Origin of the sequence: Duganella sp. Root198D2 (assembly GCF_001428585.1) — a bacterium.
Classification (GTDB): domain Bacteria; phylum Pseudomonadota; class Gammaproteobacteria; order Burkholderiales; family Burkholderiaceae_D; genus Rugamonas.
The window spans coordinates 34,434-61,166 of record NZ_LMIC01000019.1 but is presented as its reverse complement, the minus strand read 5'-3'; the positions used below and the strand labels follow the sequence as shown (position 1 = coordinate 61,166).

The 26,733-nt window shown below is 61.1% G+C and carries 24 protein-coding genes; 4 read left to right on the top strand and 20 right to left on the bottom strand.

The window, feature by feature from the left end:
* Nucleotides 1-486: 486 nt before the first annotated feature.
* From ASE26_RS17195 to ASE26_RS17175, 5 genes are all read right to left on the bottom strand, one after another.
* Nucleotides 487-2,499 (bottom strand): M13 family metallopeptidase, encoded by a 2,013-nt coding sequence (locus ASE26_RS17195; RefSeq protein WP_057246621.1) that lies wholly within the window; start codon nucleotides 2,497-2,499, stop codon nucleotides 487-489.
* Nucleotides 2,500-2,613: 114 nt separating this feature from the next.
* Nucleotides 2,614-4,641, bottom strand: a complete 2,028-nt coding sequence (locus ASE26_RS17190; RefSeq protein ID WP_057246620.1) for a M13 family metallopeptidase — start codon at nucleotides 4,639-4,641, stop codon at nucleotides 2,614-2,616.
* 106 nt (nucleotides 4,642-4,747) lie between these two features.
* Complete coding sequence (locus tag ASE26_RS17185) at nucleotides 4,748-6,754, bottom strand: M13 family metallopeptidase (RefSeq protein ID WP_057246619.1); 2,007 nt, start codon at nucleotides 6,752-6,754, stop codon at nucleotides 4,748-4,750.
* Nucleotides 6,755-6,806: 52 nt separating this feature from the next.
* Nucleotides 6,807-8,984 (bottom strand): TonB-dependent siderophore receptor, encoded by a 2,178-nt coding sequence (locus tag ASE26_RS17180; protein WP_057246618.1) that lies wholly within the window; start codon nucleotides 8,982-8,984, stop codon nucleotides 6,807-6,809.
* A 105-nt stretch (nucleotides 8,985-9,089) separates the two neighbouring features.
* Nucleotides 9,090-9,650: a hypothetical protein gene (locus ASE26_RS17175; protein ID WP_055927026.1), complete on the bottom strand. Its 561-nt coding sequence runs from the start codon at nucleotides 9,648-9,650 to the stop codon at nucleotides 9,090-9,092.
* A 286-nt stretch (nucleotides 9,651-9,936) separates the two neighbouring features.
* On the opposite strand from ASE26_RS17175, the gene ASE26_RS17170 reads away from it, so the two are divergent.
* The 3 genes from ASE26_RS17170 (at nucleotide 9,937) to ybaL (ending at nucleotide 14,407) form a co-directional block, all read left to right on the top strand.
* The gene (locus ASE26_RS17170; protein WP_055927028.1) at nucleotides 9,937-11,367 is read left to right on the top strand and encodes a S41 family peptidase; all 1,431 of its coding nucleotides are present in this window, start codon (nucleotides 9,937-9,939) and stop codon (nucleotides 11,365-11,367) included.
* Nucleotides 11,368-11,479: 112 nt separating this feature from the next.
* A complete protein-coding gene (locus ASE26_RS17165; protein ID WP_055927030.1) occupies nucleotides 11,480-12,601 on the top strand; it encodes a beta-ketoacyl-ACP synthase III in 1,122 nt (373 codons plus the stop codon).
* A 102-nt stretch (nucleotides 12,602-12,703) separates the two neighbouring features.
* Nucleotides 12,704-14,407, top strand: coding sequence for a YbaL family putative K(+) efflux transporter (ybaL, locus tag ASE26_RS17160; RefSeq protein WP_057246617.1), 1,704 nt, complete (start codon nucleotides 12,704-12,706; stop codon nucleotides 14,405-14,407).
* Nucleotides 14,408-14,453: 46 nt separating this feature from the next.
* On the opposite strand, the gene ASE26_RS17155 is transcribed toward ybaL, so the two are convergent.
* Nucleotides 14,454-16,493 carry an NADPH-dependent 2,4-dienoyl-CoA reductase gene (locus ASE26_RS17155; RefSeq protein WP_055927364.1) on the bottom strand — a complete coding sequence of 680 codons (2,040 nt, stop codon included), beginning with the start codon at nucleotides 16,491-16,493 and terminating at the stop codon, nucleotides 14,454-14,456.
* An 87-nt stretch (nucleotides 16,494-16,580) separates the two neighbouring features.
* Between ASE26_RS17155 and ASE26_RS17150 the strand changes: the two genes are divergently transcribed.
* A complete protein-coding gene (locus ASE26_RS17150) occupies nucleotides 16,581-17,210 on the top strand; it encodes an SRPBCC family protein (protein WP_082507173.1) in 630 nt (209 codons plus the stop codon).
* Nucleotides 17,211-17,220: 10 nt separating this feature from the next.
* On the opposite strand, the gene ASE26_RS32080 is transcribed toward ASE26_RS17150, so the two are convergent.
* From ASE26_RS32080 to ASE26_RS17085, 14 genes are all read right to left on the bottom strand, one after another.
* Nucleotides 17,221-17,496 (bottom strand): hypothetical protein, encoded by a 276-nt coding sequence (locus ASE26_RS32080; RefSeq protein WP_373922421.1) that lies wholly within the window; start codon nucleotides 17,494-17,496, stop codon nucleotides 17,221-17,223.
* Nucleotides 17,493-17,672: a hypothetical protein gene (locus tag ASE26_RS32075; RefSeq protein ID WP_373922420.1), complete on the bottom strand. Its 180-nt coding sequence runs from the start codon at nucleotides 17,670-17,672 to the stop codon at nucleotides 17,493-17,495. Before ASE26_RS32075 ends, ASE26_RS32080 begins: the two co-directional genes overlap by 4 nt.
* A gap of 8 nt (nucleotides 17,673-17,680) precedes the next feature.
* Nucleotides 17,681-18,133, bottom strand: coding sequence for a DUF2721 domain-containing protein (locus ASE26_RS17140; RefSeq protein WP_055927034.1), 453 nt, complete (start codon nucleotides 18,131-18,133; stop codon nucleotides 17,681-17,683).
* A complete protein-coding gene (gene pip / locus ASE26_RS17135; protein WP_057246616.1) occupies nucleotides 18,133-19,092 on the bottom strand; it encodes a prolyl aminopeptidase in 960 nt (319 codons plus the stop codon). Before pip ends, ASE26_RS17140 begins: the two co-directional genes overlap by 1 nt.
* 37 nt (nucleotides 19,093-19,129) lie before the next feature.
* Nucleotides 19,130-20,422 carry an amino acid deaminase gene (locus ASE26_RS17130; RefSeq protein WP_057246615.1) on the bottom strand — a complete coding sequence of 431 codons (1,293 nt, stop codon included), beginning with the start codon at nucleotides 20,420-20,422 and terminating at the stop codon, nucleotides 19,130-19,132.
* A gap of 34 nt (nucleotides 20,423-20,456) precedes the next feature.
* Nucleotides 20,457-21,110, bottom strand: coding sequence for a glutathione S-transferase family protein (locus tag ASE26_RS17125; RefSeq protein WP_057246614.1), 654 nt, complete (start codon nucleotides 21,108-21,110; stop codon nucleotides 20,457-20,459).
* A gap of 95 nt (nucleotides 21,111-21,205) precedes the next feature.
* Nucleotides 21,206-21,670 carry a hypothetical protein gene (locus tag ASE26_RS17120; protein WP_156409957.1) on the bottom strand — a complete coding sequence of 155 codons (465 nt, stop codon included), beginning with the start codon at nucleotides 21,668-21,670 and terminating at the stop codon, nucleotides 21,206-21,208.
* A gap of 203 nt (nucleotides 21,671-21,873) precedes the next feature.
* Complete coding sequence (locus tag ASE26_RS17115) at nucleotides 21,874-22,464, bottom strand: hypothetical protein (protein WP_057246612.1); 591 nt, start codon at nucleotides 22,462-22,464, stop codon at nucleotides 21,874-21,876.
* The gene (locus ASE26_RS17110; protein WP_229208170.1) at nucleotides 22,464-22,844 is read right to left on the bottom strand and encodes a DUF1761 domain-containing protein; all 381 of its coding nucleotides are present in this window, start codon (nucleotides 22,842-22,844) and stop codon (nucleotides 22,464-22,466) included. Before ASE26_RS17110 ends, ASE26_RS17115 begins: the two co-directional genes overlap by 1 nt.
* A gap of 79 nt (nucleotides 22,845-22,923) precedes the next feature.
* Nucleotides 22,924-23,262, bottom strand: a complete 339-nt coding sequence (locus ASE26_RS17105; RefSeq protein WP_055927058.1) for a hypothetical protein — start codon at nucleotides 23,260-23,262, stop codon at nucleotides 22,924-22,926.
* Nucleotides 23,263-23,339: 77 nt separating this feature from the next.
* Nucleotides 23,340-24,080, bottom strand: coding sequence for an acetoacetyl-CoA reductase (gene phbB / locus ASE26_RS17100; protein WP_055927061.1), 741 nt, complete (start codon nucleotides 24,078-24,080; stop codon nucleotides 23,340-23,342).
* A 33-nt stretch (nucleotides 24,081-24,113) separates the two neighbouring features.
* Entirely contained in the window at nucleotides 24,114-25,292 is a 1,179-nt protein-coding gene (locus ASE26_RS17095; protein ID WP_055927065.1) for an acetyl-CoA C-acetyltransferase, read from the bottom strand.
* Nucleotides 25,293-25,367: 75 nt separating this feature from the next.
* Nucleotides 25,368-25,640 (bottom strand): hypothetical protein, encoded by a 273-nt coding sequence (locus ASE26_RS17090; RefSeq protein ID WP_057246610.1) that lies wholly within the window; start codon nucleotides 25,638-25,640, stop codon nucleotides 25,368-25,370.
* 126 nt (nucleotides 25,641-25,766) lie between these two features.
* A complete protein-coding gene (locus ASE26_RS17085; protein ID WP_057246609.1) occupies nucleotides 25,767-26,675 on the bottom strand; it encodes a LysR family transcriptional regulator in 909 nt (302 codons plus the stop codon).
* Nucleotides 26,676-26,733: the final 58 nt, after the last annotated feature.

Genomic DNA, 26,733 nt, shown 5'->3' with positions numbered 1-26,733 from the left:
GCGCCGGCTGCGGAGCCTAAGGGCTGATCTTTTCACCGCGTATAAAAAAACCGCTCGATTGGAGCGGTTTTTTTTTTGCCTTTTTTAAAACCGGTAAACCTGGKTCAGACCCAAGGGTCTGACCCCGTCTGCTCGACGGCCGGGGTGTTGGTTCTGGGTCTTTGACTTATTGCGAAGTTCAAAGGCGCATAACCCGGACGACAGCTTTAAGACCGTTGGGGGTCTGACCCTTGGGTCAGACCCCGCTTTACCGGTTTTACCAGATGATTACTCGCTCTTTCGGCGTCAGGTACATCTTGTCGCCCTTCTTCACACCGAACGCGTCCAGGCCATGGGCCTGACGTCAAGCGCGGTGGCGCAGCAATTGCAGTTCTTCCTGTCCGGTGTGCCGATCACCGCGGTGCGCGAGGATACCGTCGAAGGCGACAACGCTGGCTCCCCAGTGACCGTGTNCTGACCCTTGGGTCAGACCCCGCTTTACCGGTTTTACCAGATGATTACTCGCTCTTTCGGCGTCAGGTACATCTTGTCGCCCTTCTTCACACCGAACGCGTCGTAGAAGCCTGGCTGGTTGCGCAGGGTGCCGTTGGCGCGGAATTCTTCGGGTGAGTGCGGGTCGGTGGTGACCTGGCGGATCAACGCTGCTTCACGCGACTTGGCGCGCCATGCTTGCGCCCAGCCCTGGTAGAAGCGCTGTTCGCCGCTGAATCCTTCAATCACCGGTGCCGGCTTGCCGCCCAGCGACAGCTTGTAAGCCTTGTACGCAATCGCCAGACCCGAGTTGTCGGCGATGTTCTCACCCAGCGTCAGTTCACCATTGACCTTGTAGCCTTTGACCGGGCTGAAGGCGCCGTACTGTTTGACCAGCATCTGTGTCTTGGTCTTGAAGTTGGCGTGATCGCGCTTGGTCCACCAGTCGCGCAGGTTGCCGTCGCCGTCGTATTGCGCGCCCTGGTCGTCGAAGCCGTGCGAGATCTCGTGGCCGATCACGGCGCCGATCGCGCCGTAATTGACCGCGTCGTCTGCGTTGGCGTCGAAGAACGGTGGCTGCAGGATGGCGGCCGGGAACACGATCTCGTTCAGCTCCGGGTTGTAGTAGGCGTTGACGGTTTGCGGCGTCATGCCCCATTCGTCGCGGTCGATCGGCTTGCCCAGCTTGTCCAGTTCCTTCTGCACCGCGAACTCGGTGGCGCGCGTCACGTTACCCACCAGGTCGTTGCGGTCGATGGTCAGCGCGCTGTAGTCGCGCCATTTGTTCGGGTAGCCGATTTTCGGCGTGAACTTGGCCAGCTTGGTTTGCGCTTCCTGCTTGGTCTTGGCGCTCATCCAAGGCAGCTTGTCGATGCTGTCCTTGTAGGCTACCAGCAGGTTCTTCACCAGTTCTTCCATGCGCGCCTTGTTCGCGGCCGGGAAGTGCTGCTCGACGTAGACTTTGCCGATGCTTTCGCCCAGCGCGTCTTCAGTGGCGGAGACGCCGCGCTTCCAGCGTGGGCGCATTTCAGTGGCGCCGCCCAGCTGCTTGCCGTAGAACTCGAAATTGGTCTCGACGAAGGCCTTGGACAGGAATGGCGCGTTGTGGCGGATCACGTTCCAGGCGAAGTATGGCTTGAGGGTCTCGAGCGGGGTTTCGGCCAGCAGCTTGTCCAGCGCTTTCAGGTAGCTTGGCTGGCTGACGATCACGTAATCGACCTTGCCGGCGATGCCGAGGCCGTTCAGGTAGGCGTTCCAGTCATAGCCAGGCATCAGTTCGCCCAGCTTGGCGACCGGTACCTTGTTGTAGGCTTTGACCGGGTCGCGCAGTTCAACCTTGGTCCAGTGCAGTTGTGCGATCCTGGTTTCGAAGGCGACGATGGACTTGGCGTTGGAGGCGGCGTTGGTGTCGCCGGCCAGCGCCAGCATTTTCTCGACGGTCGTCTGGTACTTCGCCAGCGTTTCGGCCATCTTGGCGTCGTCTTTTTTCAGGTAGTAGTCGCGGTCGGGCATGCCCAGGCCGGACTGCACGAAGTCCACCACGTATTTGGTGGAGTCCTTGTTGTCCTGGTGGATGCCCATGTCCATCGGCGCCGCGAAGTTGTGGCGGTTGTGGTACGCGAACAGGGCTGGCAGTTGCTTCTTGTCGCTCAGGGCGGCGATACGCGCCAGCTCGGCCTGGATGGGTGCAACGCCCAGCTGCTCGAGGCGGGCTTCGTCCATGAAGGCGGCGTAGAAGTCGCCGATGCGTTTCTTGTCGGCGGTGTCAGCGCTTTGTGCGGAGTCTTCGATGATAGTGCGCAGCTGCGGCTGGATGTCTTCGAACAGTTTTTCGAACGCGCCCCAGCTCGACATTTCGGCCGGGATTTCAGTCGTGGCCAGCCACTTGCCGTTCAGGTGCTTGAAGAAGTCGTCTTGTGCGCGGACGGCGGGGTCGACGTATTGCAGTTCGATGCCGGATTTGTCGGCGGCGCTGGCGACGGTGGCCAGCAGCGCGGCGGCAGCGGCGGCGAGGAGGTGTTTTTTCATTGGGGGTCCATTTCTAAAACCGGTAAACCTGGGTCAGACCCAAGGGTCTGACCCGATAGGCGGCGGTCGCGGGCCAGTATCAGGCACTTGTGCCTGACACTGGTTTACCGGTTTTTACCAGATGATCGCGCGGTCTTTCGGCGCCAGGTATAGTTTGTCGCCGTCCTTCAGGCCGAAGGCTTCGTAGAAGCCTGGCTGGTTGCGCAGGGTGCCGTTGGTGCGGAACGGGCCTGGCGAGTGCGGGTCGGCCTTGATGCGGGAGATCAGCGCCGCATCGCGGTACTTGGTGCGCCATACCTGCGCCCAGCCCATATAGAAGCGCTGGTCGCCGCTGAAGCCGTCGATCACCGGCGCTTTCTTGCCCTTCAGCGACAGCTTGTATGCCTTGTAAGCCACAGCCAGGCCGGAGTTGTCGCCGATGTTCTCGCCCAGGGTCAGCTCGCCATTAACCTTGTAGCCTGGCAGCGCTTCGAATTCGCCGTACTGCTTGACCAGGATGCCGGTGCGTTCCTTGAAACGCTTGCCGTCTTCTTCGGTCCACCAGTTGCGCAGATTGCCGTCGCCGTCGAACTGCGAGCCCTGGTCGTCGAAGCCGTGCGAGATTTCGTGGCCGATCACCGCGCCGATGCCGCCGTAGTTGACCGCGTCGTCAGCTTTCATGTCGAAGAATGGCGGCTGCAGGATGGCGGCCGGGAACACGATCTCGTTCATCTCCGGGTTGTAGTAGGCATTGATCTGCTGCGGTGGCATCAGCCATTCGTCGCGGTCGATTGCCTTGCCCAGCTTGTTCACATTGCGTTCGTGTTCAAACTGGCTGGAGCGGATCACGTTGCCCACCAGGTCGTCGCGTTTGATTTCCAGTGCGCCGTAGTCGCGCCACTTGTTCGGGTAGCCGATCTTGGTGGTGAACTTGGCCAGCTTGGCGTGCGCTTCCTTGCGGGTCGCAGGGCTCATCCACTCCAGGGTATCGATGCTCTGGTTGAAGGCTTGCAGCAGGTTCTTCACCAGTTTTTCCATACGGGCCTTGGCTTCCGGCGGGAAGTGCTTGGCGACATACAGCTTGCCAACCGCTTCGCCCATCGAGCCTTCAGTCAGGGACACGGCGCGCTTCCAGCGTGGGCGCAGTTCGGTGGCGCCGCTCAGGGCAGTGCCGTAGAACGAGAAGTTCTCGTCAACGAAGGCTTTGGACAGCTCAGGCGAGAAGGTTGCCAGCAGACGGTAGTCCATATAGGCCTTCCAGTCTTCCATCGACACTTCGGCGACCACCCTGTCCAGCGCCTGCAGGTAGGTCGGCTGGCTGACGATCACGTCTTTCAACTTGCCGTTGATATGCACGCCTTCGAGCCAGGTGTCGAAGTCGAAGCCAGGCATCAGTTCTTTCAGCTTGGCGATTTCGTATTTGTTGTAAGCCTTGACCGGATCGCGCAGCTCGACCTTGGTCCACTGGATCTGGGCGATGCGGGTTTCGACGTTGACCACGGCTTTTGCGGTGGCGGCGGCGTTCTTGTCGCCGGCCAGTGCCATCATCTTGGCCACGTGGGCTTCGAATTTGGCCAGGGTGTCGGCCAGTTTGGCGTCATCCTTTTTCAGGTAGTAGTCGCGGTCAGGCATCGACAGGCCGGACTGGGACAGGTCGGCCACGTAGCGGGTCGAGTCCTTGTTGTCCTGGTGGATGCCGACGTCGAACGGGCTGCTCACGCCCATGCGCGAGAAGTGCGCGAACTGGGTGGCCAACTGCTTCTTGTCGTTCAAGGCTGCGATGCGGGCGCGCTCGCCCGCCAGCGGGGTCAGGCCCAGCTGCTCGGCGCGGGCTTCGTCCATCATGGCGGCGTACATATCGCCTACGCGCTTGGCATCGGCGTTGCCGCCTTTAGCGGCAGCTTCTTCGATCAGGGTGCGCAGTTGGGCCTGGACCGTGTCGGACAGTTGCACGAAGGTGCCCCAGCTGGAACGCTCGGCCGGGATTTCGGTGTTCTTCAGCCAGGTGCCGTTCTGGTGCTGGTAGAAGTCGTCCTGCGCACGGACGGCTTTGTCCATGTTGGCGGCTTCGATGCCGGATTTTTGTGCAGGCTTGCCGGCCGCGATGGCGGCGTTTGCAGCGAAGAGGCCGACGATAACGGCGCTCAGGATCTTGCGTTTCAAGGTTACCCTCCCAGGTAGATTGACGGTATCGCGCGACTCTAGCACGCCGGTGTGAAACGTTGAAAGAAAAGCCACGCGGTGGCGTGGCTTTTTAGCAAAACAATGATTACCAGATGATGATGCGGTCTTCCGGCCTGACGTACATCTTGTCGCCTTCCTTCACGCCGAAGGCATCGTAGAAGGCCGGCTGGTTGACCACCGTGCCGTTGGCGCGGAAGCGGCCGGCGGAGTGCGGGTCGGTCTTGATCTGCACAATCGCCTGCTGTTCGCGCATCTTGGTGCGCCATACCTGGCCGAAGCCCATGAACACGCGCTGTTCGCCGCTCAGTCCATCGATCACTGGCGAAGCCTTGCCGCCCAGGGAGATCTTGTACGCCTTGTAGGCAATCGCCAGGCCGGAGTTGTCGGCGATGTTTTCGCCCAGGGTCAGCTTGCCGTTGATGTTATAGCCGGGCACCGGCTCATAGGAGCTGTACTGTTTGACCATGGCATCGGCCTTGACCTTGAAGGCGGCGCGGTCTTCGGCAGTCCACCAGTCGCGCAGGTTGCCGTCGCCGTCGTACTGCGAGCCGGAGTCGTCGAAGCCGTGCGAGATTTCGTGGCCGATCACCGCACCAATGGCGCCGTAGTTGACCGCATCGTCAGCCTTCATGTCGAAGAACGGCGGCTGCAGGATGGCGGCCGGGAACACGATCTCGTTGGCGGTTGGACGATAGTAGGCATTGATCGTCTGCGGAGTCATGCCCCACTCTTCCTTGTCGATCGGCTTGCCCAGCTTTTCCAGGTTGCGGTTATAGGCAAATTCGGCAGCGCGGCCCATATTGCCGATCAGGTCACCGGCCTTGAACTGCAGCTTGCTGTAGTCGCGCCATTTGTTCGGGTAGCCGATTTTTGGGGTGAACTTGGCCAGCTTCTCTTGCGCCTGTTTCTTGGTCTCCGGGCCCATCCAGTCGATGCTGTCGATGCTCTGCTTATAGGCCACCAGCAGGTTCTTCACCAGTTCCTCCATGCGCGCCTTGCGTTCGGCCGGGAAGTGCTTCGCCACGTACAGCTTGCCCATGCCTTCGCCGATCGCGCCTTCCACCACGCCCACGCCGCGCTTCCAGCGTGGTTGCTGCTCGGTTACACCGGTCAGCACGGTACCGTAGAAGGCGAAATTAGCCTGGTCGAAATCCTTCGACAGGTAAGGCGATGCGTCGCGCAGCAGGTGCCATTCAAAGTAGGCTTTCCAGGTTTCCAGCGGGGTGCTTTCAACCAGCTTGGCGAATTCGGTCATGTAGCTTGGCTGGGCCACGATCACGCTGTCGGTCTTGGCGGCGATACCGGTGGCGCCCAGGGCGGCCTTCCAGTCGTAGCCTGGCGCGCTTTCAGCAAGCTTGCTGATTTCCATCTTGTTGTAGCGCTTGACCGGGTCGCGGTTGTCGACGCGCGACCACTGCGCTTTGGCCAGTTCGGTTTCCAGTGCCACGATGGCCTTGGCTTTTGCGGCGCCATCCTTGTTGCCGGCCAGGCCGAGGACTTTAGCAACGTGCAGCTCGTATTTGGCCAGCGCGTCCGCCATCTTGGCGTCGTCTTTCTTCAGGTAGTACTCGCGGTCAGGCAGGCCCAGGCCGGACTGGCCCATGTGGGCCGCGTACTGGGTCGAGTTGCGTGCATCCTGGCTCACGCCTACGCCATAAGGCGCCGGCACGCCGGTCTTGTTGAAGTGGGCGACCAGCGCAGGAATGCCCTTCTTGTCTTTCAGGCCGCGGATCCGGGACAGCTCACCGGCCAGCGGCTTGGCGCCCAGCTTTTCCAGCTTGGCTTCGTCCATATAGGAAGCGTACAGCGCGGCGATCTTGGCGTCGTCGCCTTGCAGGCCTTTCTGGCCCTGCAGGCCCTGGATCAGGTCACGCAGTTGGAACAGGGTGTCGTCGCGCAGCTTGGCGAAGGAACCCCAGCTCGACTTGTCGGCCGGGATCTCGGTGCTGCGCAGCCATTCGCCGTTCAGGTGCTGGAAGAAATCGTCCTGCGCGCGCACGTTCTTGTCGATGTATTGGGTGTCGATGCCGGAAGTCGGGGCCGGCGTGTGATCGTGGCCTTCATGTCCGCCTGCGTGGGCGAATGCCGCCATCAGGCTCAAGGTGATGGTGCTCAGGATGTGTCGTTTCACTCTCTTTATCCCTTTAGAATTTGGTTTCAAGTCGAACGCTCCACTGGGTATATGTGGGGTTCAGCGTGGCCGCCTGTGCGGCGAGCCCATTTGCATTGACCAGGTTGTACCCGGTCGCATCATCCGCCAGCAGGTTGTTGGCGCTGATTCGGATTTGCGTGCGGCTGTCGAAACGCCACAGCGCATACATGTCCAGCACGCGTTTGCGGCTGGCCTGCACTACTTGCTTGTCGCTGGCCTGGGTGCGGATGGCCGGCGTCCAGTTATAGCTTGTGCCAAGCGTAAGCGGTATGTCTTTGAGTCGGTAGTCCATGCCCAGGTTGGCCGTCTGCCTGGCTTGCTGGTCAAGGCGGTTGTCCGGGCCCTGGATGCCGTCGACCCTGGACCAGAAGCGGCTGTAGTTGCTGCGGAAGTCGATCTGCGGTGCATTGTCCATCAGCTCGGACAATGCAAACTTGGCTTCCAGCTCAATGCCGCTGGTGCGCGCATGGCCGATATTGGCCGGTGCAGAAACCCAGCGCTGGCCAAGCTCGGTTTGCTGCAACGTCAGTTCGCGGCGGATCAGGTTGTCGATATTGCGCACGAAGCCACTGAGGCTGACGATGCCGCTGCGTCCCAGGTAGTGCTCATAGGCGAGATCGAGGCCGGTGGCCAGTTCCGGCTTCAGGTTCGGGTTGCCGGTGCGGTCAGGGCTGGTGGCGCTGTTCAGGCGCGACAGGAATGGTGCGGCGATCAGGTCCTGCACATTGGACGATTTGTAGCTCTTGGTCAGGCTGGCGCGTACCTGGTCTTTTTCGTATCCGGGAATTTTCCACACCGCGTGCAACAGCGGGCTGAAAACCTTGCTGGTGTTGCTGACTGTGCCGCTGCTGCGGTCCGACGTGGTGCGGATGCCTTCCCAGCGTGCACCGACGTAGGCCGACCATTGCGGCGTGATGTCCCATTCATCCTGTGCGAACAGGGCGGCGCGGCGGCTGTCTGCCGTCAGGTTGTCGCCGGAATCGGCGAATTGCGCGATGCCGTTTTTATCCAGCGATACGCGCAGTTGTTCGCGGTGGCTGGCTTCCAGGTCCCAGCCGGCGGCCAGCAGGTGGCCGGCGCCGATCGGAGAAGAGTACTTGCCGCCGGTGTTGATGCTCTTGTCGCGCGTGTTGTCGGTTTCAGTGAAGCGATCCAGCAGCGTGCCTTGCGTGTCGTATTGGTAACGCAGCGAATCGCTGTCTCGCTTGCCCAGGCCGAAGCCAAACTTCACGTCGAGCTTGCTGGCGCCCTGCAGGCGATGCACCCAGTTGCCGAAGCCGCGCAGGAACGTAACGTCGCCCTCGCTGGTTTGCTGCGCCAGGTTGTACTCGGGCGGCTGGCTGCCGACCGGCTGCGCCAGGTTGGTCTGCGCCGCGCTGCGCGACCTTTGATGCATCAGGAAGGTCTGGAAGTTCAGCGTGTCGCCGTTCCCGAACTTGTAGGAGAAGCGCGGCGTCAGGTGCAGCCCCTTGTTGCTGCCGCTGCTCTCGCTTTCCAGGAATTGTTCCTTGGCCAGGCCGCCATCGGCTTCAGTCTCGGTGTTGTGGGCGCGCGTACTGTCGTGCTGGCGGCCGTAGTTGAGCGAGGCTGACAGGGTGTAGCTCAGCGCACCAGACTTGCCCGGCGCGGTGACCGACAGCTCAGGCGAGTGACGGCCCTGCTCGATGCGGTCGGAGGCCTTCACCTGGATGTCGCGCATCTGGTAGCCGTCGCGCAACACGATATTGACGGTGCCGGCGATGGCGCGGGTGCTGTGCTCGGCCACCGGGCCGCGCATCACTTCAATGCGCTCGACCTGGTCGGGCGACAGCGATTCCATCGAAAAGCCGGCCGGCGGGCGTTCGCCGTTCACCAGCACCTGCGTATAGCCGCTGCCCAGGCCGCGCATGCGCACTTCGCCGCCGCGGCCGGCGCGGCCGCCAAGGGTGATGCCGGGCAGGCGCTTCAGGACATCGCCGATATTGCTGTCGCCGTTGCGGTCCAGTTCCTCGCGGCCGAAAACCTGCTTGCCCGCCGTGGAGTTGCGGCGTTCGGTCATATCGTCCTGGCGGCCGCCGCTGATGGTGACCTGGGGGATGACTTTATCGGCTGGTTTGACTGGTTCCTGCTGGGCTGCGGCGCCAGTGGCCGCGCCGAGCGTGGCCAGGGCGAAAGGGATCAGCTTCTTCATGAATGGACAATGTTGCACGCGGCAGGCCGGTTGGCTTCGCGCTGGCATTGTAATCCCCACCCTGCCGGCTGGCACAGGGCCTCCGCCATTGTTACTTTAAGATACTTACATGCCGCGTCCACCGCCGGCGCTGCCGCCGCCGGGTCCGCCCATGCCGCCGCCGCGGCCGCCATGGCCACCGCGATGGGCACCCTCCTCGCCGGGTGGACGATCTGCACGGCCAGCGCCGGGGCCATCTTCCATACGGATCAGTTGGTCTACGAGAAACTTTGACGCCGCCTGACGCTGGCCATCATCCAGCGCATCGTTAATGCCCAGCCACCACTCGCGCAACTGGCGGTCTTCGGCCGCCGTGGCAGCTTGCTCCGCCTCCAGCCCGGCCTGCAGCTCGCGTAGTTCAACGCTCTGGGCTTGCAAGCCCAGCTTGGTCGCCTCCTGCAGGCGCTCGCGGCGCGCCTTGCGTTCACGCAGCAGCGCCTTGCTCTGGCTTTCCACCTTGGCCCACAGGGTCTGCTGGTTGGCATTCAGGTTGAGGGACTTGCGGAATTCGGAGGCCATGGGCACCAGGTCTTCGGCGCGCATGTCCATGACCGGCACGGCAAAGGCCGGTGCGACGGCCATGGCTAATACCAGCCAGGCGGCACGGGCCGTGCGTATCAGTTTCATATTGTTGCTCCGGAAAAAAAGATGCCCGCGGGGTTGCCGCAGGCATAAACCACTTTAGGGTAGAGAGAAATAGCGGACCCAGTGTAGGCCCGGCATGGCGGTCAATCTGTCTTTCTTACAAATACTTACTCTGGTAAATACATTGGCAAACACCTACAAAGTTATGAATTTATCGTGGCTTTCAAAAGGTTTTATTCCATGCTGGCAGCTACGATTGCTGGAAATCAGGTTTATACTGAAATCCAATGGCGGACGAGTTAACCGCTGTAATCGGAACAGGTGATACATGGGCAAGAAACTCAAGAACGCTGGCCTGATCGGCCTCGGCGTAGTCGCGGGGGTAGCGGTATCCCTGCAGTTTTCCGCGATGGCACAAAAGCAGGTTGACCCTGTCTTGCCGCTGGAAGAGCTCAAACAGCTTGCCGACGTGTACGGCCTGATCAAATCCGACTATGTGGAGTCGGTGGAAGACAAGAAGCTGCTGACTGAAGCCATCTCCGGCATGGTCGCCTCGCTCGACCCGCATTCCGCCTACCTGGACAAGAAAGCCTATGCCGAGCTGCGTGAAGGCTCGCAGGGCAAGTTCGTCGGCCTCGGCATTGAAATTGCCCAAAGCGACGAAGGCTATATCAAGATCGTGGCCCCGATCGAGGATTCGCCCGCCTACCGCGCCGGCATCAAGCCGGGCGACATGATCACCCGCCTCGATACCACCTCGCTGAAAGGCCTGAGCCTGGACGAGTCGGTGAAGAAGATGCGCGGCGAGCCGGGCTCCAAAGTGATGCTGACCATCATGCGCAAGGATGAACCGCAACCGCTGGAATTCACCCTGAACCGCGAAGAAATCCACCAGAAAAGCGTCAAGGCCAAGATGGTCTCGCCGGGTTATGCCTGGGTACGCATCTCGCAATTCCAGGAGCCGACGGTGGACGACCTGGCGGCAAAGATTACTGAACTTTATCGCCAGGACCCGCACCTGAAAGGCTTGGTGCTCGACCTGCGCAACGACCCGGGCGGCGTGCTGCAAGGCGCGATCGGCGTGGCGGCAGCCTTCCTGCCGAAGGACACGCCGATTGTTTCGACCAATGGCCAACTGCCTGATTCCAAACAGATTTTCTACGGCCGCGCCGAGTACTATTCGCTGCGTGGCGATGGCGATCCGCTGGCCAAGCTGCCGGATGCGGTCAAGCGCATCCCGATGGCCGTGCTGGTCAATACCGGCTCCGCCTCGGCCTCCGAAATCGTGGCCGGCGCCCTGCAGGACTACAAGCGCGCCACCATCATCGGTTCGCAAACTTTCGGCAAAGGCTCGGTGCAGACCATTCGCCAGCTGACCGCCGATACCGCCGTCAAGCTGACCACCGCGCGCTACTACACGCCGCATGGCCGTTCGATCCAGGCCAAAGGCATTTCGCCCGACCTGGCAGTGGACGAAAACGAGGACGGCGATGGCCTGAACAGCCTGCGCATGCGCGAGGCCGACCTGGCCAAGCACCTGACCAACGACCGCGAGCAGGAAGCGGGCAAGGCCCAGCGCGACGAACTGGAAGAGCAGATGCGCATCCTGGCTGTCGAGAAGAAGCGCAAGCCGCTGGAATACGGCAGCGGCGAGGACTTCCAGCTCAAGCAGGCGCTGAACCACTTGCAAGGCGTTCCCGTCCAGTTGGCCAAGGCCGAATCCAAGCTGGTCAAGCTGGACCCGCCACCCAAGAAATAAAGCTAGCAAAGATTAAGGCGGCGCCCCCTGGGGCGCCGTTTTTCGTTGCAGATGCGGTAAAATCGGCCATCTTACCGGTCGCCTGACCCATTCTAAGAAAGAAATATTGATCATGAAACAAGCCGTCATCAGCGGAACCGGTCTCTTTACTCCCGCGCACTCGATCAGCAATGAAGAGCTGGTCACCGCCTTCAACGCCTACGCCGAACTGTTCAACGCGGAAAACGCCGCCGCCATTGCGGCCGGCACCGTGACCGCGCTGGAACCATCCAGCGCCGGCTTCATTGAAAAGGCGTCCGGCATCAAGTCGCGCTACGTGATGGAAAAGACCGGCATCCTGGACCCGAATCGCATGACCCCGCGCATTCCAGAACGCAGCAATGAGGAATTGTCGCTGCAAGCCGAGATCTGCGTTGCAGCCGCGCGCCAGGCGCTGGACCGCGCCGGCCGCACCCCGGCCGACATCGACATGGTGCTGGTGGCTTGCTCCAACATGCAGCGCGCCTACCCGGCGATGGCGGTGGAAGTGCAGCAGGCGCTGGGCATCGACGGCTTCGGCTTTGACATGAACGTGGCTTGCTCCTCCGCCACCTTCGGCATCCAGACCGCCGTGGGCGCCGTGCAAAGCGGCCAGGCGCGCGCCGTGCTGATCCTGAATCCGGAAATCACTTCCGGCCACCTGGACTACCGCGACCGCGACAGCCACTTCATCTTCGGCGATGCCTGCACCGCGATCATCGTGGAAGCCAAGGAAGGCGCCGTGTCCAAGCACCAGTGGGACATCCTGGACACCAAGCTGAAGACCAGCTTCTCCAACAACATCCGCAACAACTTCGGCTTCATGAACCGCTTCGACGAAGGCGGCATCGGCGCGCCGGACAAGCTGTTCAAGCAGCAGGGCCGCAAGGTGTTCAAGGACGTGTGCCCGATGGCAGCGCAGATGATCAAGGACTCGATCGAGCGCGCCGGCCTGAAGGTTGAGCAGATGAGCCGCTTCTGGCTGCACCAGGCCAACCTGAGCATGAACCAGCTGATTTCCCGCACCATCCTCGGCCGCGACGCCGAGTCGCTGGAAGCGCCGGTGATCCTGGACACGTATGCCAACACCTCGTCGGCCGGCTCCATCATCGCCTTCCACAAGCACCAGGACGACCTGCCGTCCGGCGCCTTCGGCGTAATCTGCAGCTTCGGCGCCGGCTACTCCATCGGCTCCGTCGTCGTCCGTAAAGCCTAAGTTAAAAGTCGGGGTCAGCTCCGGCAATCGGACATTTTGTCCGATTGCCGGAGCTGACCCCGACTTTCATGCGGTTATACTCCTTGGGAAAGGAGGCCCTGCATGCCCCATGACGTCAGCTTGATTACCACTATTGCCGCGGCCCTTGGCTTCGGTCTCCTCTTCGGCTTTATCGCCGTTCGCCTCAAACTCCCTGCCCTCGTCGGCTATCTCGCAGCCGGCATCCTGATTGGTCCTGCTACGCCTGGATTTGTCGCCGACAGCGCAATCGCTGGCCAGTTGGCTGAAATCGGCGTGATGCTGATGATGTTCGGCGTCGGCCTGCACTTTTCCCTCGATGACTTGTGGGAGGTGCGCAAGGTGGCCCTGCCTGGCGCCATCCTGCAGATTGCGGCGGCGACCGGCATGGGTATGGCGCTGGCGCATTTCTGGGGCTGGAGCCTGGGTGGCGGCCTTGTCTTCGGCCTGGCGCTTTCAGTGGCCAGCACCGTGGTGCTGCTGCGGGCGCTGGAGGAGCGCGGTACGCTGGATTCCTTCAATGGCCGCATCGCCGTCGGCTGGCTGGTGGTCGAGGACCTGGTGACGGTGCTCGTGCTGGTCCTTCTGCCGGCACTGGCTGGCGCGCTGGGCGGCATTGCCGGTGACGCGGCACATGGCCACGGCGCTGCTGAAGGCGGCGTTCTCAAGGCGCTGGCAGTCACGCTGGGACAGGTGGCGCTGTTCGTCGGCTTCATGCTGCTGGTGGGCCGCAAGCTGTTCCCGTGGATCCTGTGGCAAGTGGCGCGCACCAAGTCGCGTGAGCTGTTCACGCTGTGCGTGATCGCTGCGGCTGTCGGCATTGCGTATGCCGCGACGGTGCTGTTTGGTATCTCGTTTGCATTGGGTGCCTTCTTCGCCGGCATGGTACTGCGCGAGTCGGAATTGAGCCACCGCGCTGCGCATGAATCGCTGCCGCTGCGCGATGCATTCGCGGTGCTGTTCTTCGTATCGGTCGGCATGCTGTTCGAGCCGATGATCCTGGTCGAACAGCCATTGCGTGTGCTGGCGGTGGTGGCCATCGTCCTGTTCGGCAAATCGATTGCGGCCTTCGCGCTGGTGGTGCTGCTGCGCTACCCCGCCAGCACGGCGCTGATGGTGTCGGCCAGCCTGGCGCAGATCGGCGAGTTCTCCTTCATCCTGGCGGCCTTGGGCATCTCGCTCGGACTGCTGCCGCATGAGGGCCAGAGCCTGATCCTGGCAGGAGCCATCCTGTCGATCGCCTTGAATCCGCTGATGTTCCTGCTGGCAGGGCCATTGGAACGCATGCTGCGCCAGAACAAGGCGCTGGCGGCGCAATACGCGCGCACTGCCGACCCGCTGGCGGAGTTGCCGATGTCCACCGCGCAGTCCAAGCTGGAGGGCCAGGTGGTGCTGGTGGGTTATGGGCGCGTTGGCCGGAACATTGCTGAGGCGCTGGCGGCGCAGGGTATCCACTACGTAGTGGCGGAGCAGAATCGCGAACTGGTCGACCAGTTGCGCCAGGATGGCATCGCCGCTGTGGCGGGCAATGCCGGCGAGCCAGCGGTGCTGATCCAGGCCCATATCCACAAGGCGCGCATGCTGGTGGTGGCAACGCCGGATACCTTCCACGTGCGTGCCATGATCGAAACGGCACGGGCGCTGAATCCGGATATCAAGATCGCCGTGCGTACGCACAGCGAGGAGGAAGCGGCCTTGCTGCGCAGCGAACGCGCTGGCGTCATCTTCATCGGCGAGCAGGAACTTGCGAAATCAATGGCGGCGCACGTCGCCAAAGAAATCTCTTAGCGCAGCGAAATGTCCACCAACGTTCCTGACCCCGAAGTGGACATTTTCACAGGCGCGCGGCCAGCTCGGCGCCTTCCTTGATGGCGCGCTTGGCGTCGAGCTCGGCCGCAAGGGCTGCGCCGCCGATCTTGTGGAAGCGCGGGGTGCCCGCAGCAGCGGCTTCGCCTTCCGGCGGCATCAGTTCGGTCAGGCTTTCCTGGCCGGCGCAAATGATCACGTTGTCCACAGCCAGCAGGCGTTCTTCTTCGCCCACCTGGATGTGCAGGCCTTGGTCGTCGATCAGCTTGTATTGCACGCCGGGGATCATCACCACGCCATTGCGAGCCAGCACCGCGCGGTGCACCCAGCCCGAAGTCTTGCCCAGGCCGGCGCCCAGTTTGCTGGTCTTGCGCTGTAACAGGTAAAGCTGGCGCACCGGTTCCGCCGCCTTGGCCGGCACCAGGCCGCCGCCCGTATTGGCATGCAGGTCGACGCCCCATTCGGCCGTCCAGTGTTCCTTTGCAATCGGCAGGGAATGCTCCGGGTTGTGCAGCAGGTATTCGCCAACGTCGAAGCCAATGCCACCCGCGCCGATAATGGCTACGCGCTTGCCGACCGGCTTTTTATCGCGGATCACATCGAGGTAGGACAGCACTTTGGGATGGTCGATGCCATCGATCTTCGGTTTGCGCGTGCGGATGCCGGTGGCGACGATCACGTCGTCATAGCCGCCCGCCAGCAGCTCTTCGCGCGTGACGCGATGATTGAGCTGCAGCTTGACGCCGGTAAGCTCGATCTTGCGGCCGAAGTAGCGCAGGGTTTCGTTGAATTCTTCCTTGCCGGGGATTTGCTTGGCAATATTGAACTGGCCGCCAATGCGGTCGCTGGAGTCGAACAGGGTTACGTCGTGGCCGCATTCCGCCGCCACCGTCGCTGCCGACAGGCCGGCAGGGCCGGCGCCAACCACCGCCACCTTGCGGCGTGCGGCCGCGGGCTTGTACACCAGCTCCGTCTCATGGCAGGCGCGCGGGTTCACCAGGCAGCTGGCGCGCTTGTTCTGGAAGGTGTGGTCAAGGCAGGCCTGGTTGCATCCGATGCAAGTATTGATTTCGTCGGCGCGGCCGGCGGCCGCCTTGTTGACGAACTCGGCATCAGCCAGGAAGGGGCGCGCCATCGACACCATGTCGGCATCGCCGCGCAGGATGATGTCCTCGGCCTCGGCCGGCATATTGATGCGGTTCGAGGCGACAACAGGAATGGTCACTTCCTTGCGCAGGCGGCCCGCCACTTCGGCAAAGGCGGCGCGCGGCACCGAGGTGACGATGGTCGGCACGCGGGCTTCGTGCCAGCCGATGCCGGTGTTGAGGATGGTGGCGCCGGCGTGCTGCAAGGCCTTGGCAACTGCCACCACCTCTTCCCAGGTATTGCCGCCGTCCACCAGGTCCAGCAGCGAGTGGCGGTACATGATGATGAAATCGCGGCCGACTGCTTCGCGCATGCGGCGCACGATTTCCACCGGCAGGCGCATGCGGTTCTCGATGCTGCCGCCCCAGCGGTCGGTGCGCAGGTTGGTACGGGCGCACAGGAACTGGTTCAGCAGGTAGCCTTCGCTGCCCATTACCTCCACGCCGTCATAGCCGGCCTTCTGCGCCAGCTTGGCGGCGCGTACGTAGGCTTTGATGGTCGATTCAATGCCACCTTCCGTCAGCGCCTTCGGCTTGAAGGGCGAGATCGGCGATTTCTTGTCGGAGGCCGACACGGCAAACGGCTGGTAGCCATAGCGCCCTGCGTGCAGGATCTGCATCAGGATCTTGCCGCCCTCTTGGTGCACGGCACTGGTCAGCTTGCGGTGGTTGAACACGTCGCCAATGAAATTCATGGTGCCGCCGAAGGGCAGCAGCCAGCCCTGGCGATTCGGCGAGATGCCGCCGGTGACGATCATGCCCACGCCGCCCTTGGCGCGCTCGCGGTAGAAGGCGGCCAGCTTGTCATAATTGAAGAAGCGGTCCTCCAGCCCCGTATGCATGGAACCCATGATGACGCGGTTGCGCAAGGTGGTAAACCCCAGGTCGAGGGGCGAAAGAAGATGAGGGAAATTCGTGGTCATGGCGGAATGGCGGGAGTTCAGTGCGCTGTCTAACGATGGGAGCGCGCGGCGCTTGTATTCTGCCACCAGTTACCTTACGCTGGTAGCATGAAGCGACTGTTATTAGTACTGTTCCTCGGTTTTACCGCGCCCGCCTTTGGCGCGGGACAGGCGGCCCGTTTGGAAATTCCGAAGCTGGAAGTATCCGTCAACCGGGTGAAGGCAGACGCGCAACAGCTCTATGAAGTGAACGCCAGCGGCACCGTTCATGCATCCCTGCCAACAGTCTGGCGCACCCTCACCACCTACGACCGCATGGAAGAATTCGTGCCCGACATGGCGTCGTGCCGGGTGCTTTCCCGTAATGGCAATGAAGTCATCATTGAGCAATTTGGTACGGCCCGTTTCCTCTTCATGTCACGTTCCATCCATCTTGTCGTGCGTGCAACGGAGCAACCGATGTCGTCGATCGACATCGCCCTGGTTTCGGGTGACATGAAACACTATGAGGCACGATGGGAATTGATTCCCATTCCGGAAACCGGCGGCACCCGCGTGGTGTATAGCGGTCGCCTGATGCCGAATTTCTACGTGCCGGGCTTGTTAGGCACCAACATCATCCGCGGCGATATCGAACGCATGATGAATGCGGTGCTGGCCCACCTGGAGCGCCAGCCGGCGCTGCCGAAACAGTCCGAGCTGGCACGCGGGCTGGGCGGAGTGCCCAGCGTCCCGTAAGCGCTGCGGCTTAGGCCGTGTAATGGTCGCGGTCGCGCACTTCCGCAAAATTTTCAAGACTGCCGATACGGATCACCACCGCATTCATGGTGGATGCCGTCTGCATCGAGCGCCAGGCGAATTGCCATTCTTTCTCCATCGCATCTTCACGCGTCTTGGTGAAGGCCGCGCCCAAAGCGGCACGGCCGCCGTATTCGATGGCGCCGTCAATGCCGGCCCAATTCGGCAGCGTGCGCTGCACGGCGCGGTGGATGCGCTCACCGAATTCCTCGGTGTTGTGGATCACCAGGCAGCTGTCGGCGCTGAAATGATCGAACAGGTCGCGGTTCCAGGCTTGCGAAAGCTCAGGGTCAGGAAGCTGCCCACAGGGCGCAGCACGAACTGGCCGTCCTTCAGGGCTTGTTCGAGTTCGCTGCGCGGGCCGTAGCGGTGCAGCGTAGGTGGGCGTTTGTAGTCGTGCATGATGATTCTTAGTTTGGATTTCTTTCGATGTGCCGCACGTGGCGGTGGGCACGCATGAATGTCGAGGCGATGAAGATCTCGCGCAGCAGGTAGCCGAAATTGCCGATCAGGCAGATCATCGCTGCGATGAACAGGCCGGCGATGTATTTGTCCAGCGGGACGTTGGTGGCATCGCCAACGAACAGCAGGGCCACCACCAGGCAGACGAACAGGCCGCAGGCGGTGCTCAGCGCAATGGCAACGTTGATCAGGTGCGAACGGCGGTACAAGATGTCCAGCTCGTTCATATACGTATCGTTATAAGCAACGTCCAGGCGCTCTTCCAGCACGCGCGAGCGGTCGATGATGCGCGCCAGGCGGTTCAACAGCACCAACAGATTGGTGCAGACGGTGGACAGCATGAAAACCGGGGCAATCGCAAGCTGGATGATGTGGGCGATGTCGCCAAGCTGCAGATTCATTATGCGAAGCGTCCTTGCTGGCGGAATTGTTCGGTAGCGTTGACCAGGGCACGGCTGATGCCCTGCTCCATGGCGCCGTGGCCCGCATCAGGAATCATTTTCATCACCGCATTGGCGCCCCAGGCCTGCTGCAGGCGCCAGGCGGAGACGGGCGGGCAGATCACGTCGTAGCGGCCCTGCACGATCACGGCGGGCAGGTGGGCGATACGCGAGACGTTGGACAGCAGCTGGCCGTCGCTGAAGAAGCCCAGGTTGGCCATGTAATGCGATTCCATGCGGCCAACGCCCAGGTCGAGGGTGTCCGATGGCGGCTCATCCGGCTGTGGCAGCAGGAAGACGCGGCGGCCTTCGAACTTGCTCCAGGAGCGCACGGCTGGCCAGTGTACGTCCGGCTTCGGATCCATGATGCGCTTGACGTAGGCTTGCAGCAGGTTGCCGCGTTCTTCCACCGGGATAGGGGCAACAAATTCGTCGTACACCTCGGGATGGAACCATTCGGAACCTTGCAGGAACCAGTCGATTTCCTTCTGCGTGCAAAGGAAGATGCCGCGCAGGACAAAGCCCAGGCAACGCTCCGGGCGGGCCTGGCCGTACGCCAGCGCCAGGGTGGAGCCCCAGGAACCGCCGAATACCAGCCATTTGTCGATGCCGAACAGGATGCGCAGGCGCTCGATATCTTCGATCAGGAGCTGGGTGGTGTTATTACTCACTTCGCCCAGCGGGGTCGATTTACCGGCGCCGCGCTGGTCGAACAGGATGACGCGGTAGTGATCCGGATTGAAGAAACGGCGGTGCTGCGGCGACATGCCCGCGCCTGGGCCGCCATGGAAGAAGACCACCGGGATACCATTCGGGTTGCCTACTTCTTCCCAATAAATTGTATGGATGTCATCGACAGCCAGCATGCCGCTATTGCGGGGCTGGATCGGCGGGAACAAGTGTGGCAAGGCGTCGGGCATGGTTATCCTCTATGCGTGAAGCCAAGATTGTAACCGCTCAGAAGAAGGTATTGATGGCTTGCAGGACGTTGTACGTGTCATCCACAACCAGCATCAGGGGCCATTTATCGAAGGTGGTGCAGGGGTGGGAGATGCCGCAGCCGACCAGGTCGCCCACTTGCAGGTCGGCCTTGGCGCCCTGCGGCCAGCGCAGGTAGGCATGCTGGTCGTTCATCTTGTCGATCACGGCGCCTTCCGGCAGCACCAGCGCTTGCGCGCCCGGCCGATGCGCGGCAATGGCGCGCGGCAGGCCCAGGTCGTGCGACGCATCGCGCTTGCCCAGCGCCAGGATCGCCAGGTTCGGCTCGGGGCGCGACAACACCATGGTCCAGACTTCCAGAGCCGGGCGCAGGCCCTCGCCAGCAGCCTTGCCTTCGCGGCTGACCAGCTCACTGGTCAAACCGCCGTAGTAGCCATGGTCATTGGTCAGGTAGCAGCCGCTGCGCAGGATCGGCAGCACTTTCTTGCCCTGCACCGCCAGCCCGGCAAATTCGCGCGCCACGCGGTCGAAGTAGGCCGAGCCGCCGGCGGAGATGATCACCTGCTCGCCACCGAACAAGCCTTCGGTCGCGGCAGCCTTCAGCATTTCCGCCATGCGCTGCAGGAAGCCGTTGACGACTTCCACATCCGCCGCGCGGTTATCGGTGACCACCAGGCCTTCGTAGCCTTCAATGCCAGCCAGCTGGAGGCCGGGCGCAGCAGCGACGGCGCGTGCCACGGCCATGACTTCCTCGGCCTCGCGGCAACCGGCGCGCTTGCCCTTCAGGCCCAACTCCACCAGCAAAAGCAAGGGCCGCTCCAGGCCAAATTCCTGCACCGCGCGCGACAGCCGCTCGACACCTTGCAGCGAATCGACCAGCGCAAAGAATTCGAAAGAGTGGTCCTCCTGCATCAGATGCAGTACGGCGCGGATATCGGCCGGCGCCACCAATTCATTGGCCAGTATCACGCGCCGCACGCCAAAGCGCGCCGCAATCTGCACTTGCGGAATGGTGGCCAGCGTGATGCCCCAGGCACCGTTATCGATCTGCGCCGCGAAGAGCTGCGGGCTCATGGTGGTCTTGCCATGCGGCGCGAGCAGCACGCCGTGGCGCTCACAGAAGCTGCGCATCCACGCCAGGTTATGCTGCAGCGCCGAGGCCTTCAGCACGGCCAGCGGAAAACTCGTATCCGCCGCCAGCACGTTCCAGTGTTGTGCGCCGACCATGTGCTGGCGCAGCGGCTCCACAATAGGCAGGCCTTTCACGCCTGGCTGCAGGATTTGTTCGTCGAGTTCGGGCAGCGCATACATAAGTGATCCAATCTCTCTTCAAAGAATAGCACCGTCAGCCAGCAGGTGGCTCGGCAGTATTAAACGCCAACTGCGCCGCAAAGGCCCGCTTGTAAGCCGGCCGCGCTTCGCCGCGTGCGACATAAGCGGCCAGGCGCGGAAATTCGTTCAGGATACCTGATGGCCTAGCCCGAAGCAGCACCGAGATCATCACCAGGTCGCCCGCACTGAATTCGCCATCCAGCCATTCAGCCTCGCCCAGCCGAGCAGAGAGTTGGCCCAGTCGCTGACGGATACGATCCGCGATCAGAGGCAAGCGCTCCTTGGTCCAAGGCTTGCCACCCTCCTGGAATTTTGCAGTGACGATTTCCAGGATCGGTGGCTCGACAGTGTTGAGCGCGGCGAAAATCCAGCTTATCGCACGGGCCCGCGCGTTGGCTTCGTCCGGCAGCAAGCCCGGATAGCGGGAAGCGATATGGAAAATAATCGCGCCTGACTCGAACAACACCAGCTCGCCTTCCTCATAAGTGGGAATCTGCCCGAAGGGATGCCGCGCCAAATGCGGCGGCTCCTTCATCGCGGCGAACGAAACGGGACGCACTTCGTACGGCTGCCCCACTTCTTCAAACGCCCAGCGAACCCGCGTATCGCGCGCGAGGCCCATGCCGCCGTCGGGCGAACGTTCGAATGCAGTAATGGTGTGTGTCATCATGTTCTCCTGGTGATTGCGGGTTCAGCCAGGCACTCTTGGTGCCCCTTCAGGAGTGACGACGATTGAATAGCGCCTAAATCGACATGGCCCCGTCATTTGCCGCTTGGCGAGCGATCCTGTTCAGGGCGCGCCATACAGTCGCTGAGCAAGCCAATGAATCGGTCGCGTAATTCTGCATATTCCGCGTTGCTGGCATATTCCCGAACTTCCGGGCGCTGATTCAACAAATAGACAGTCGCGACATTGCCATTCGCCGCGTCCAGCAGTGTGTACATACTAATGACGCCGGAGACATTATCGATATCCCTGTTGTTTATCGCTAGCAGCTCGATGCCCTTTTGCGTGCTTGTTTCGAGATCTATTTGATCAGGGGGTTTAGTACCGGCTGCAATTTCTTTCATTTGATCGATTATCGATCGACGGTCTTCGGCGAACCGTCCTTCGGCGGAACGTTCGATCTTCAGATTGACTAAAGGCGAACTGCTCTTTCGATAGATCATTAGCCGATAGCCGTCGGCAGTAGATACATGTACCGGACCGCTCGACAATTTGATCATGCGAAAGCGTGCTGTCACCGGGAGTCGGTCCTTGGTCTGGTAGCGAAACCCGTCAGTGCTGATGCATTGCGACAAAGATCCTAATGGATCGGCTGTTCGCTCTTGTGCATTAGCTCGTGAGCAAAGTGCAAGCAGGAGAACAGGGAGCGCTGCTAAGAGTCGACGGCGCATATGAACGTAGGCATGACAAATATTCGAAGTTGTCAATATAGCAGCAATTTGCCCAGTTGCTTTACGACGTACTCTCGCGCTTTGCCCGTTTTGAATACGGTCGGTACATAAAGCAGGAAAAAGCCCCAGCGATAGCGGGACCGGCTTCGCTCCCTGGACTGCAAGTACTGCATCAGATCGATTGCCGATTCCCGGTGAAAGGCCCAAAGCACACGATTACGATACGAGATCGCAAAGTAGGCTTCAGCCGGCCACTTCAGCACATGTTTGCCGCGCATATGGCAAGATCCGCATCGGATTGAGCCGACCGGCCAGCCGCTTCGATTTTTGAGATACCTCGAGTGGTCCCAATCTCCCGCGGCATAACCTTCCGGAAGTTCTTGAATCACCGGTTGCGGGCGTCCATGAAGACCTTGGAAATAGATCGCTGCATGCCACGAATGCCCGCATGAATCCTGGAACTGCTGGTAATCGAACATGCTGCTCTTCTGGAAGAACTGCACGTCCGCTTTCAGCTTGATGCGGACGACTTCAGCGAACTCAAATTCCGCGCGGCCCCGGCACGCTGGACAAACAATATCCAGATTGTGAGGGATCGGTCTGCATTCGTAAGGCCCGGTCATCAGTGCCAGAGGCCAAGGATGAGGCCGAAAACCAGGAATTGCGCGGTATGGTAGCCGCCATCGATCAGCCAGAGCTTGAAGCTGCGGTTGGCGAACTGGTAATTGATACCAAAGCACGCTGCCACCATGCCGAAACCGGCCAACAAGGCATGCTTGATTGCATAGTCCATCGTCGGCGCCGGGCCGATCCAGCGCGCGAAGGCGAAGGCCGCCAGCAGGGAAAAAATGAAGGCCACGCCGAACACACGGGCCGGGTGGGAGTCCGGCTTGACGCCGCCGTTCTCGTCATTCCACATCTTGCCGAACAAAGCCGGCGAGTACCACAGCCCGCCCAGCATGAAACTCGAAACTGCGGCCAGCAGCACGGCAAAAATATTCATGCCCATCATATGCATCGTCGTCTCCCCAGCGAATTATTGTTGAGAGAGAACGATATGTGAGCCGGGTCGCAACAGTCAATCACTTGTTGTTGCAATGTTCCGAAAGCATTTCTCCCATCTTGCCGCTGGCAGCCTGGCGGTCGTCGGCCCAGGTCAGTGCGGATTCGGTGCCATTCCGTTCTTCGCGGCGCAGGAAGCTGACGTAGGTCGAGCCCTTCTTGCCGGTCACGTGCATCAGGCGCACCTCGCAACTGCGGCCATTGGCGGAAGCTTTCGCCGTGCTCAGCACGTCCACCTTGGTGACATGGCCGATGTGCGCGACCAGCGGTGCGCGCTGGTTCAGAATGTCGAGCAGCTTGTCCTGCGGGATATCGGGGCTGCAGGCTGCCAGCAGCAGCAAGGGCAGCATTTTCTTCATGGCGCCTCCAAAAGAACAAACGCCGGCCAGCACGAGGGCCGGACGGCGTTTGGGTGTTGCGTTGCTCTTTACTGCGATCAGGACATGTGCTGGCCGCCGTTAATGGCGATGTTGGCACCGGTCAGGAACGCTGCTTCGTCGGAAGCCAGGTAGGCCACCAGGCCTGCCACTTCTTCCGGCTTGCCCAGGCGGGCCATCGGGATTTGCGGGATGATCTTCGAATCCAGCACGTCTTTCGGGATCTCCATCACCATCTTGGTGCCGATGTAGCCTGGCGAAATGGTGTTGACGGTGACGCCCTTGCGCGCCACTTCCAGCGCCAGCGCCTTGGTGAAGCCGTGCACGCCGGCCTTGGCCGCGGAGTAGTTGGTCTGGCCGAAAGCGCCCTTCTGGCCGTTCACCGAAGAGATGTTGATGATACGGCCCCAGCCGCGATCCACCATGCCATCGGCTACCGGCTTGGTCATGTTGAACACGGAGTCCAGGTTGGTCTTCATCACGGCGTCCCAATTGACCTTGTCCATCTTCTTGAAGGTCATGTCGCGCGTGATACCGGCGTTGTTCACCAGCACATCAACCGGGCCGATGTCGCGCTCGACTGCTGCGATGCAGGTTGCCGCCGAATCAAAGTCCGACACATCGCAAGGATAGGCGGTGAAGTTATAGCCCTGGTCCTTCATCGTGGCCAGCCACGACTCGTGCGTCTTGTTACTCGGGGAATACGTGGTTACCACTTTGTAGCCCAGTGCGACCATCTTGATGCAGATCGCTTCGCCCAGACCACCCATGCCGCCCGTTACCAATGCAACTCGTGCCATTTAATGTTCCCCTATTTTTATCTAAACGAAAGCTCATTCCCTCTCAACTGCCAGTGCTACGCCCATGCCGCCGCCGATGCACAGCGAGGCCAGGCCCTTCTTAGCGTCACGGCGGACCATTTCATGCAACAGGGTCACCAGGATGCGGGCGCCGGAAGCGCCGATCGGGTGGCCAATTGCAATTGCGCCGCCGTTGACGTTGATCTTGCTGGTGTCCCAGCCCATTTCCTTGTTCACCGCGCAGGCTTGCGCAGCGAACGCTTCGTTGATTTCCATCAGGTCCAGGTCTTGCGGCGACCAGCCGGCTTTTTTCAGGCACAGCTGCGAAGCGGTGACCGGGCCCATGCCCATATAGGCTGGGTCCAGTCCGGACGAGGCGTAGGCTTTGATGCGTGCCAGCGGAGTCAGGCCCAGTTCCTTAGCCTGCCTGGCCGACATCATCATCACGGCCGCTGCGCCGTCGTTGATGCCGGAGGCATTGCCGGCGGTGACGGAGCCGGCCTTGTCGAAGGCTGGACGCAGGCCGGACAGCGCTTCCAGGGTCGAACCTGGCTTCACGTATTCGTCCTGGTCGAAGAAGATGCTGCCCTTCTTCTGCACGATTTCCAGCGGCAGGATTTCATCCTTGAACTTGCCGGCTTTTTGCGCGGCTTCCGCTTTCAGCTGCGACTGCAGCGCGAATTCATCTTGCTGGCTGCGCGAGATATCGTATTTCTTCGCGACGTTCTCGGCGGTGATGCCCATGTGGTACTGGTTGTACACGTCCCACAGGCCGTCGACGATCATGGTGTCGGTCATTTTGACCTCGCCCATGCGGAAGCCGTCGCGCGAACCGTTCAGCACGTGCGGCGAGGCGCTCATGTTTTCCTGGCCGCCGGCAATGATGATGTTGGCGTCGCCGCACTTGATCGCTTGCGCGGCCAGGTGGGTTGCCTTGAGGCCGCTGCCGCAAACCTTGTTGATGGTGTAGCCCGGGATGGCGCTTGGCAGGCCGGATTTGATCACGGCCTGGCGTGCCGGGTTCTGGCCAACGCCGGCGGTCAATACCTGGCCCAGGATAACTTCGCTGACCAGGTTAGGGTCGATGCCGGTCTGGGCCAGCAGGCCCTTGATCACGTGGGCGCCCAGCTCTGCTGCCGGGGTCTTGGCCAGGGAACCGCCGAATTTGCCAACTGCGGTACGGCCTGCTGCAACAATTACTACGTCATCCATTCTGCTTCTCCGGGAGTGGTATGAAAATCTTTCAATGCATTCTAGCTAAGTGCCATGCGCGAGGCCAGCTATGGCCTACCGGAACGGTGGCTTATTCAAAGCCACTTCAGTTGCCTCACGTCCATATGCTTGCGCACGGTTAATAGCGTGCTTGCCCTGGTCGGTTGCCATTTGCAGCAGGTCTTGTGGATGCTGGATGGCCAGGAATTCGTTGGAGGCTGCGGTCATGGCAGCGAGAGAAGCCAGTGCGGTTTCACGATGCCAATCACAAATGCTGGCGAAGCTGGCGAGTTGCACGTCAAAAGCCGCGTGTGCGGCGCGGGAAAAATCGTCGTTGAACGCGTACATGCCCATGCTCCTTCAGTTATTCGATGGCTGAGATACCGCAAGACTTCCCATGTTAGTGCGCGATTCCTGACAAACGTTTGATAAACATCAAGGCTGCTTTCATTTTGCATAAATCCCCTGGCGATGTCACGACAATAACTTGATACCGTCCAACGTAGCGGCGCACTGCTCGCGTATCACGTTGACGAAGTCGGCCACGAAAGCCTTGTGCTGCAAGGCGGGCGGCACCGAAACAAACAGGTCACTCCACAAACCGGACTCGCCGATCGGGCGCGCGATGACGTAGTCGTAGTCGACATAATTCTTGATGGCCCAGTTCGGCAAGGCGGCGACGCCGCGCCGGCTTGCAACCAGTTGCAGTATCGCGACCGTGAGTTCGGCGGTGCGGCGCTGGAATTCGACGCCGGCCGGACGCAGCACTTCGCGGATCAGGTCGATGCGTGTTTCGGGCACCGGGTAGGTGATCAGGGTTTCGCCTTCAAAGTCCTGGGCCGACAAACGGCGCTGACCGGCGAGCCGGTGCTTTTGCGCCATCACGGTCAGGATTTCGAAACGGAACAGCGGGAAGGTGGAGTACTCGGCGCTGTAGTCGGAGCCGATCACCAGGTCGGCATGTCCGTTACGCAGCAGGTCTGCCGGTTCACTGTGGAATCCGGAAACCAGGTCGATTTCCACCTCCGGCCAGCGGGTGCGGAAGGCGTCCATCACCGGCATCAGCCAATCGAAGCATGTATGGCATTCAAGCGCCACGCGCAGTTGGCCGGTATCGCCTTGCGACAGGCGCAGCACGTCTCGCTCTGCCCTTTCCACTTCCGGCAGCAGCGTATCGGCCAGTTTCAGCAGCCGTTCGCCAGTTGCCGTGAATCCAATTGGTATCGATTTACGCTCAAACAGCGGCGTACCGTAGCGATCTTCCAGCAATTTGATCTGGTGCGACAAAGCCGACTGCGTCAGGTTCAGCAGTTGTGCGGCCTTGACCAGGCTACCTGAGGAGCGAAGCGCAGACAGCGTGCGCAGGTGACGAATCTCGAGCATGTATGAAAAGTTTTCAAGTTAATGCATAAAAAGTTTCGTTTTTATTATATGCCGTCAT

Excerpts from the sequence above, each read along its gene's own strand:
- ASE26_RS17115 (WP_057246612.1), bottom strand. The coding sequence starts at position 22,464 with ATGACCGGGCCTTACGAATGCAGACCGATCCCTCACAATCTGGATATT.
- pip (WP_057246616.1), bottom strand. The coding sequence starts at position 19,092 with ATGCCCGACGCCTTGCCACACTTGTTCCCGCCGATCCAGCCCCGCAAT.
- ASE26_RS17180 (WP_057246618.1), bottom strand. The coding sequence starts at position 8,984 with ATGAAGAAGCTGATCCCTTTCGCCCTGGCCACGCTCGGCGCGGCCACT.
- ASE26_RS17140 (WP_055927034.1), bottom strand. The coding sequence starts at position 18,133 with ATGAATCTGCAGCTTGGCGACATCGCCCACATCATCCAGCTTGCGATT.
- ASE26_RS17110 (WP_229208170.1), bottom strand. The coding sequence starts at position 22,844 with ATGAATATTTTTGCCGTGCTGCTGGCCGCAGTTTCGAGTTTCATGCTG.
- ASE26_RS32075 (WP_373922420.1), bottom strand. The coding sequence starts at position 17,672 with ATGCACGACTACAAACGCCCACCTACGCTGCACCGCTACGGCCCGCGC.
- ASE26_RS17130 (WP_057246615.1), bottom strand. The coding sequence starts at position 20,422 with ATGTATGCGCTGCCCGAACTCGACGAACAAATCCTGCAGCCAGGCGTG.
- ASE26_RS17150 (WP_082507173.1), top strand. The coding sequence starts at position 16,581 with ATGAAGCGACTGTTATTAGTACTGTTCCTCGGTTTTACCGCGCCCGCC.
- ASE26_RS17170 (WP_055927028.1), top strand. The coding sequence starts at position 9,937 with ATGGGCAAGAAACTCAAGAACGCTGGCCTGATCGGCCTCGGCGTAGTC.
- ASE26_RS17120 (WP_156409957.1), bottom strand. The coding sequence starts at position 21,670 with ATGATCAAATTGTCGAGCGGTCCGGTACATGTATCTACTGCCGACGGC.
- ASE26_RS17090 (WP_057246610.1), bottom strand. The coding sequence starts at position 25,640 with ATGTACGCGTTCAACGACGATTTTTCCCGCGCCGCACACGCGGCTTTT.
- phbB (WP_055927061.1), bottom strand. The coding sequence starts at position 24,080 with ATGGCACGAGTTGCATTGGTAACGGGCGGCATGGGTGGTCTGGGCGAA.
- ASE26_RS17185 (WP_057246619.1), bottom strand. The coding sequence starts at position 6,754 with ATGGCGGCATTCGCCCACGCAGGCGGACATGAAGGCCACGATCACACG.
- ybaL (WP_057246617.1), top strand. The coding sequence starts at position 12,704 with ATGCCCCATGACGTCAGCTTGATTACCACTATTGCCGCGGCCCTTGGC.
- ASE26_RS17105 (WP_055927058.1), bottom strand. The coding sequence starts at position 23,262 with ATGAAGAAAATGCTGCCCTTGCTGCTGCTGGCAGCCTGCAGCCCCGAT.
- ASE26_RS17155 (WP_055927364.1), bottom strand. The coding sequence starts at position 16,493 with ATGACCACGAATTTCCCTCATCTTCTTTCGCCCCTCGACCTGGGGTTT.
- ASE26_RS17125 (WP_057246614.1), bottom strand. The coding sequence starts at position 21,110 with ATGACACACACCATTACTGCATTCGAACGTTCGCCCGACGGCGGCATG.
- ASE26_RS17095 (WP_055927065.1), bottom strand. The coding sequence starts at position 25,292 with ATGGATGACGTAGTAATTGTTGCAGCAGGCCGTACCGCAGTTGGCAAA.
- ASE26_RS17085 (WP_057246609.1), bottom strand. The coding sequence starts at position 26,675 with ATGCTCGAGATTCGTCACCTGCGCACGCTGTCTGCGCTTCGCTCCTCA.
- ASE26_RS17165 (WP_055927030.1), top strand. The coding sequence starts at position 11,480 with ATGAAACAAGCCGTCATCAGCGGAACCGGTCTCTTTACTCCCGCGCAC.
- ASE26_RS17175 (WP_055927026.1), bottom strand. The coding sequence starts at position 9,650 with ATGAAACTGATACGCACGGCCCGTGCCGCCTGGCTGGTATTAGCCATG.
- ASE26_RS17195 (WP_057246621.1), bottom strand. The coding sequence starts at position 2,499 with ATGAAAAAACACCTCCTCGCCGCCGCTGCCGCCGCGCTGCTGGCCACC.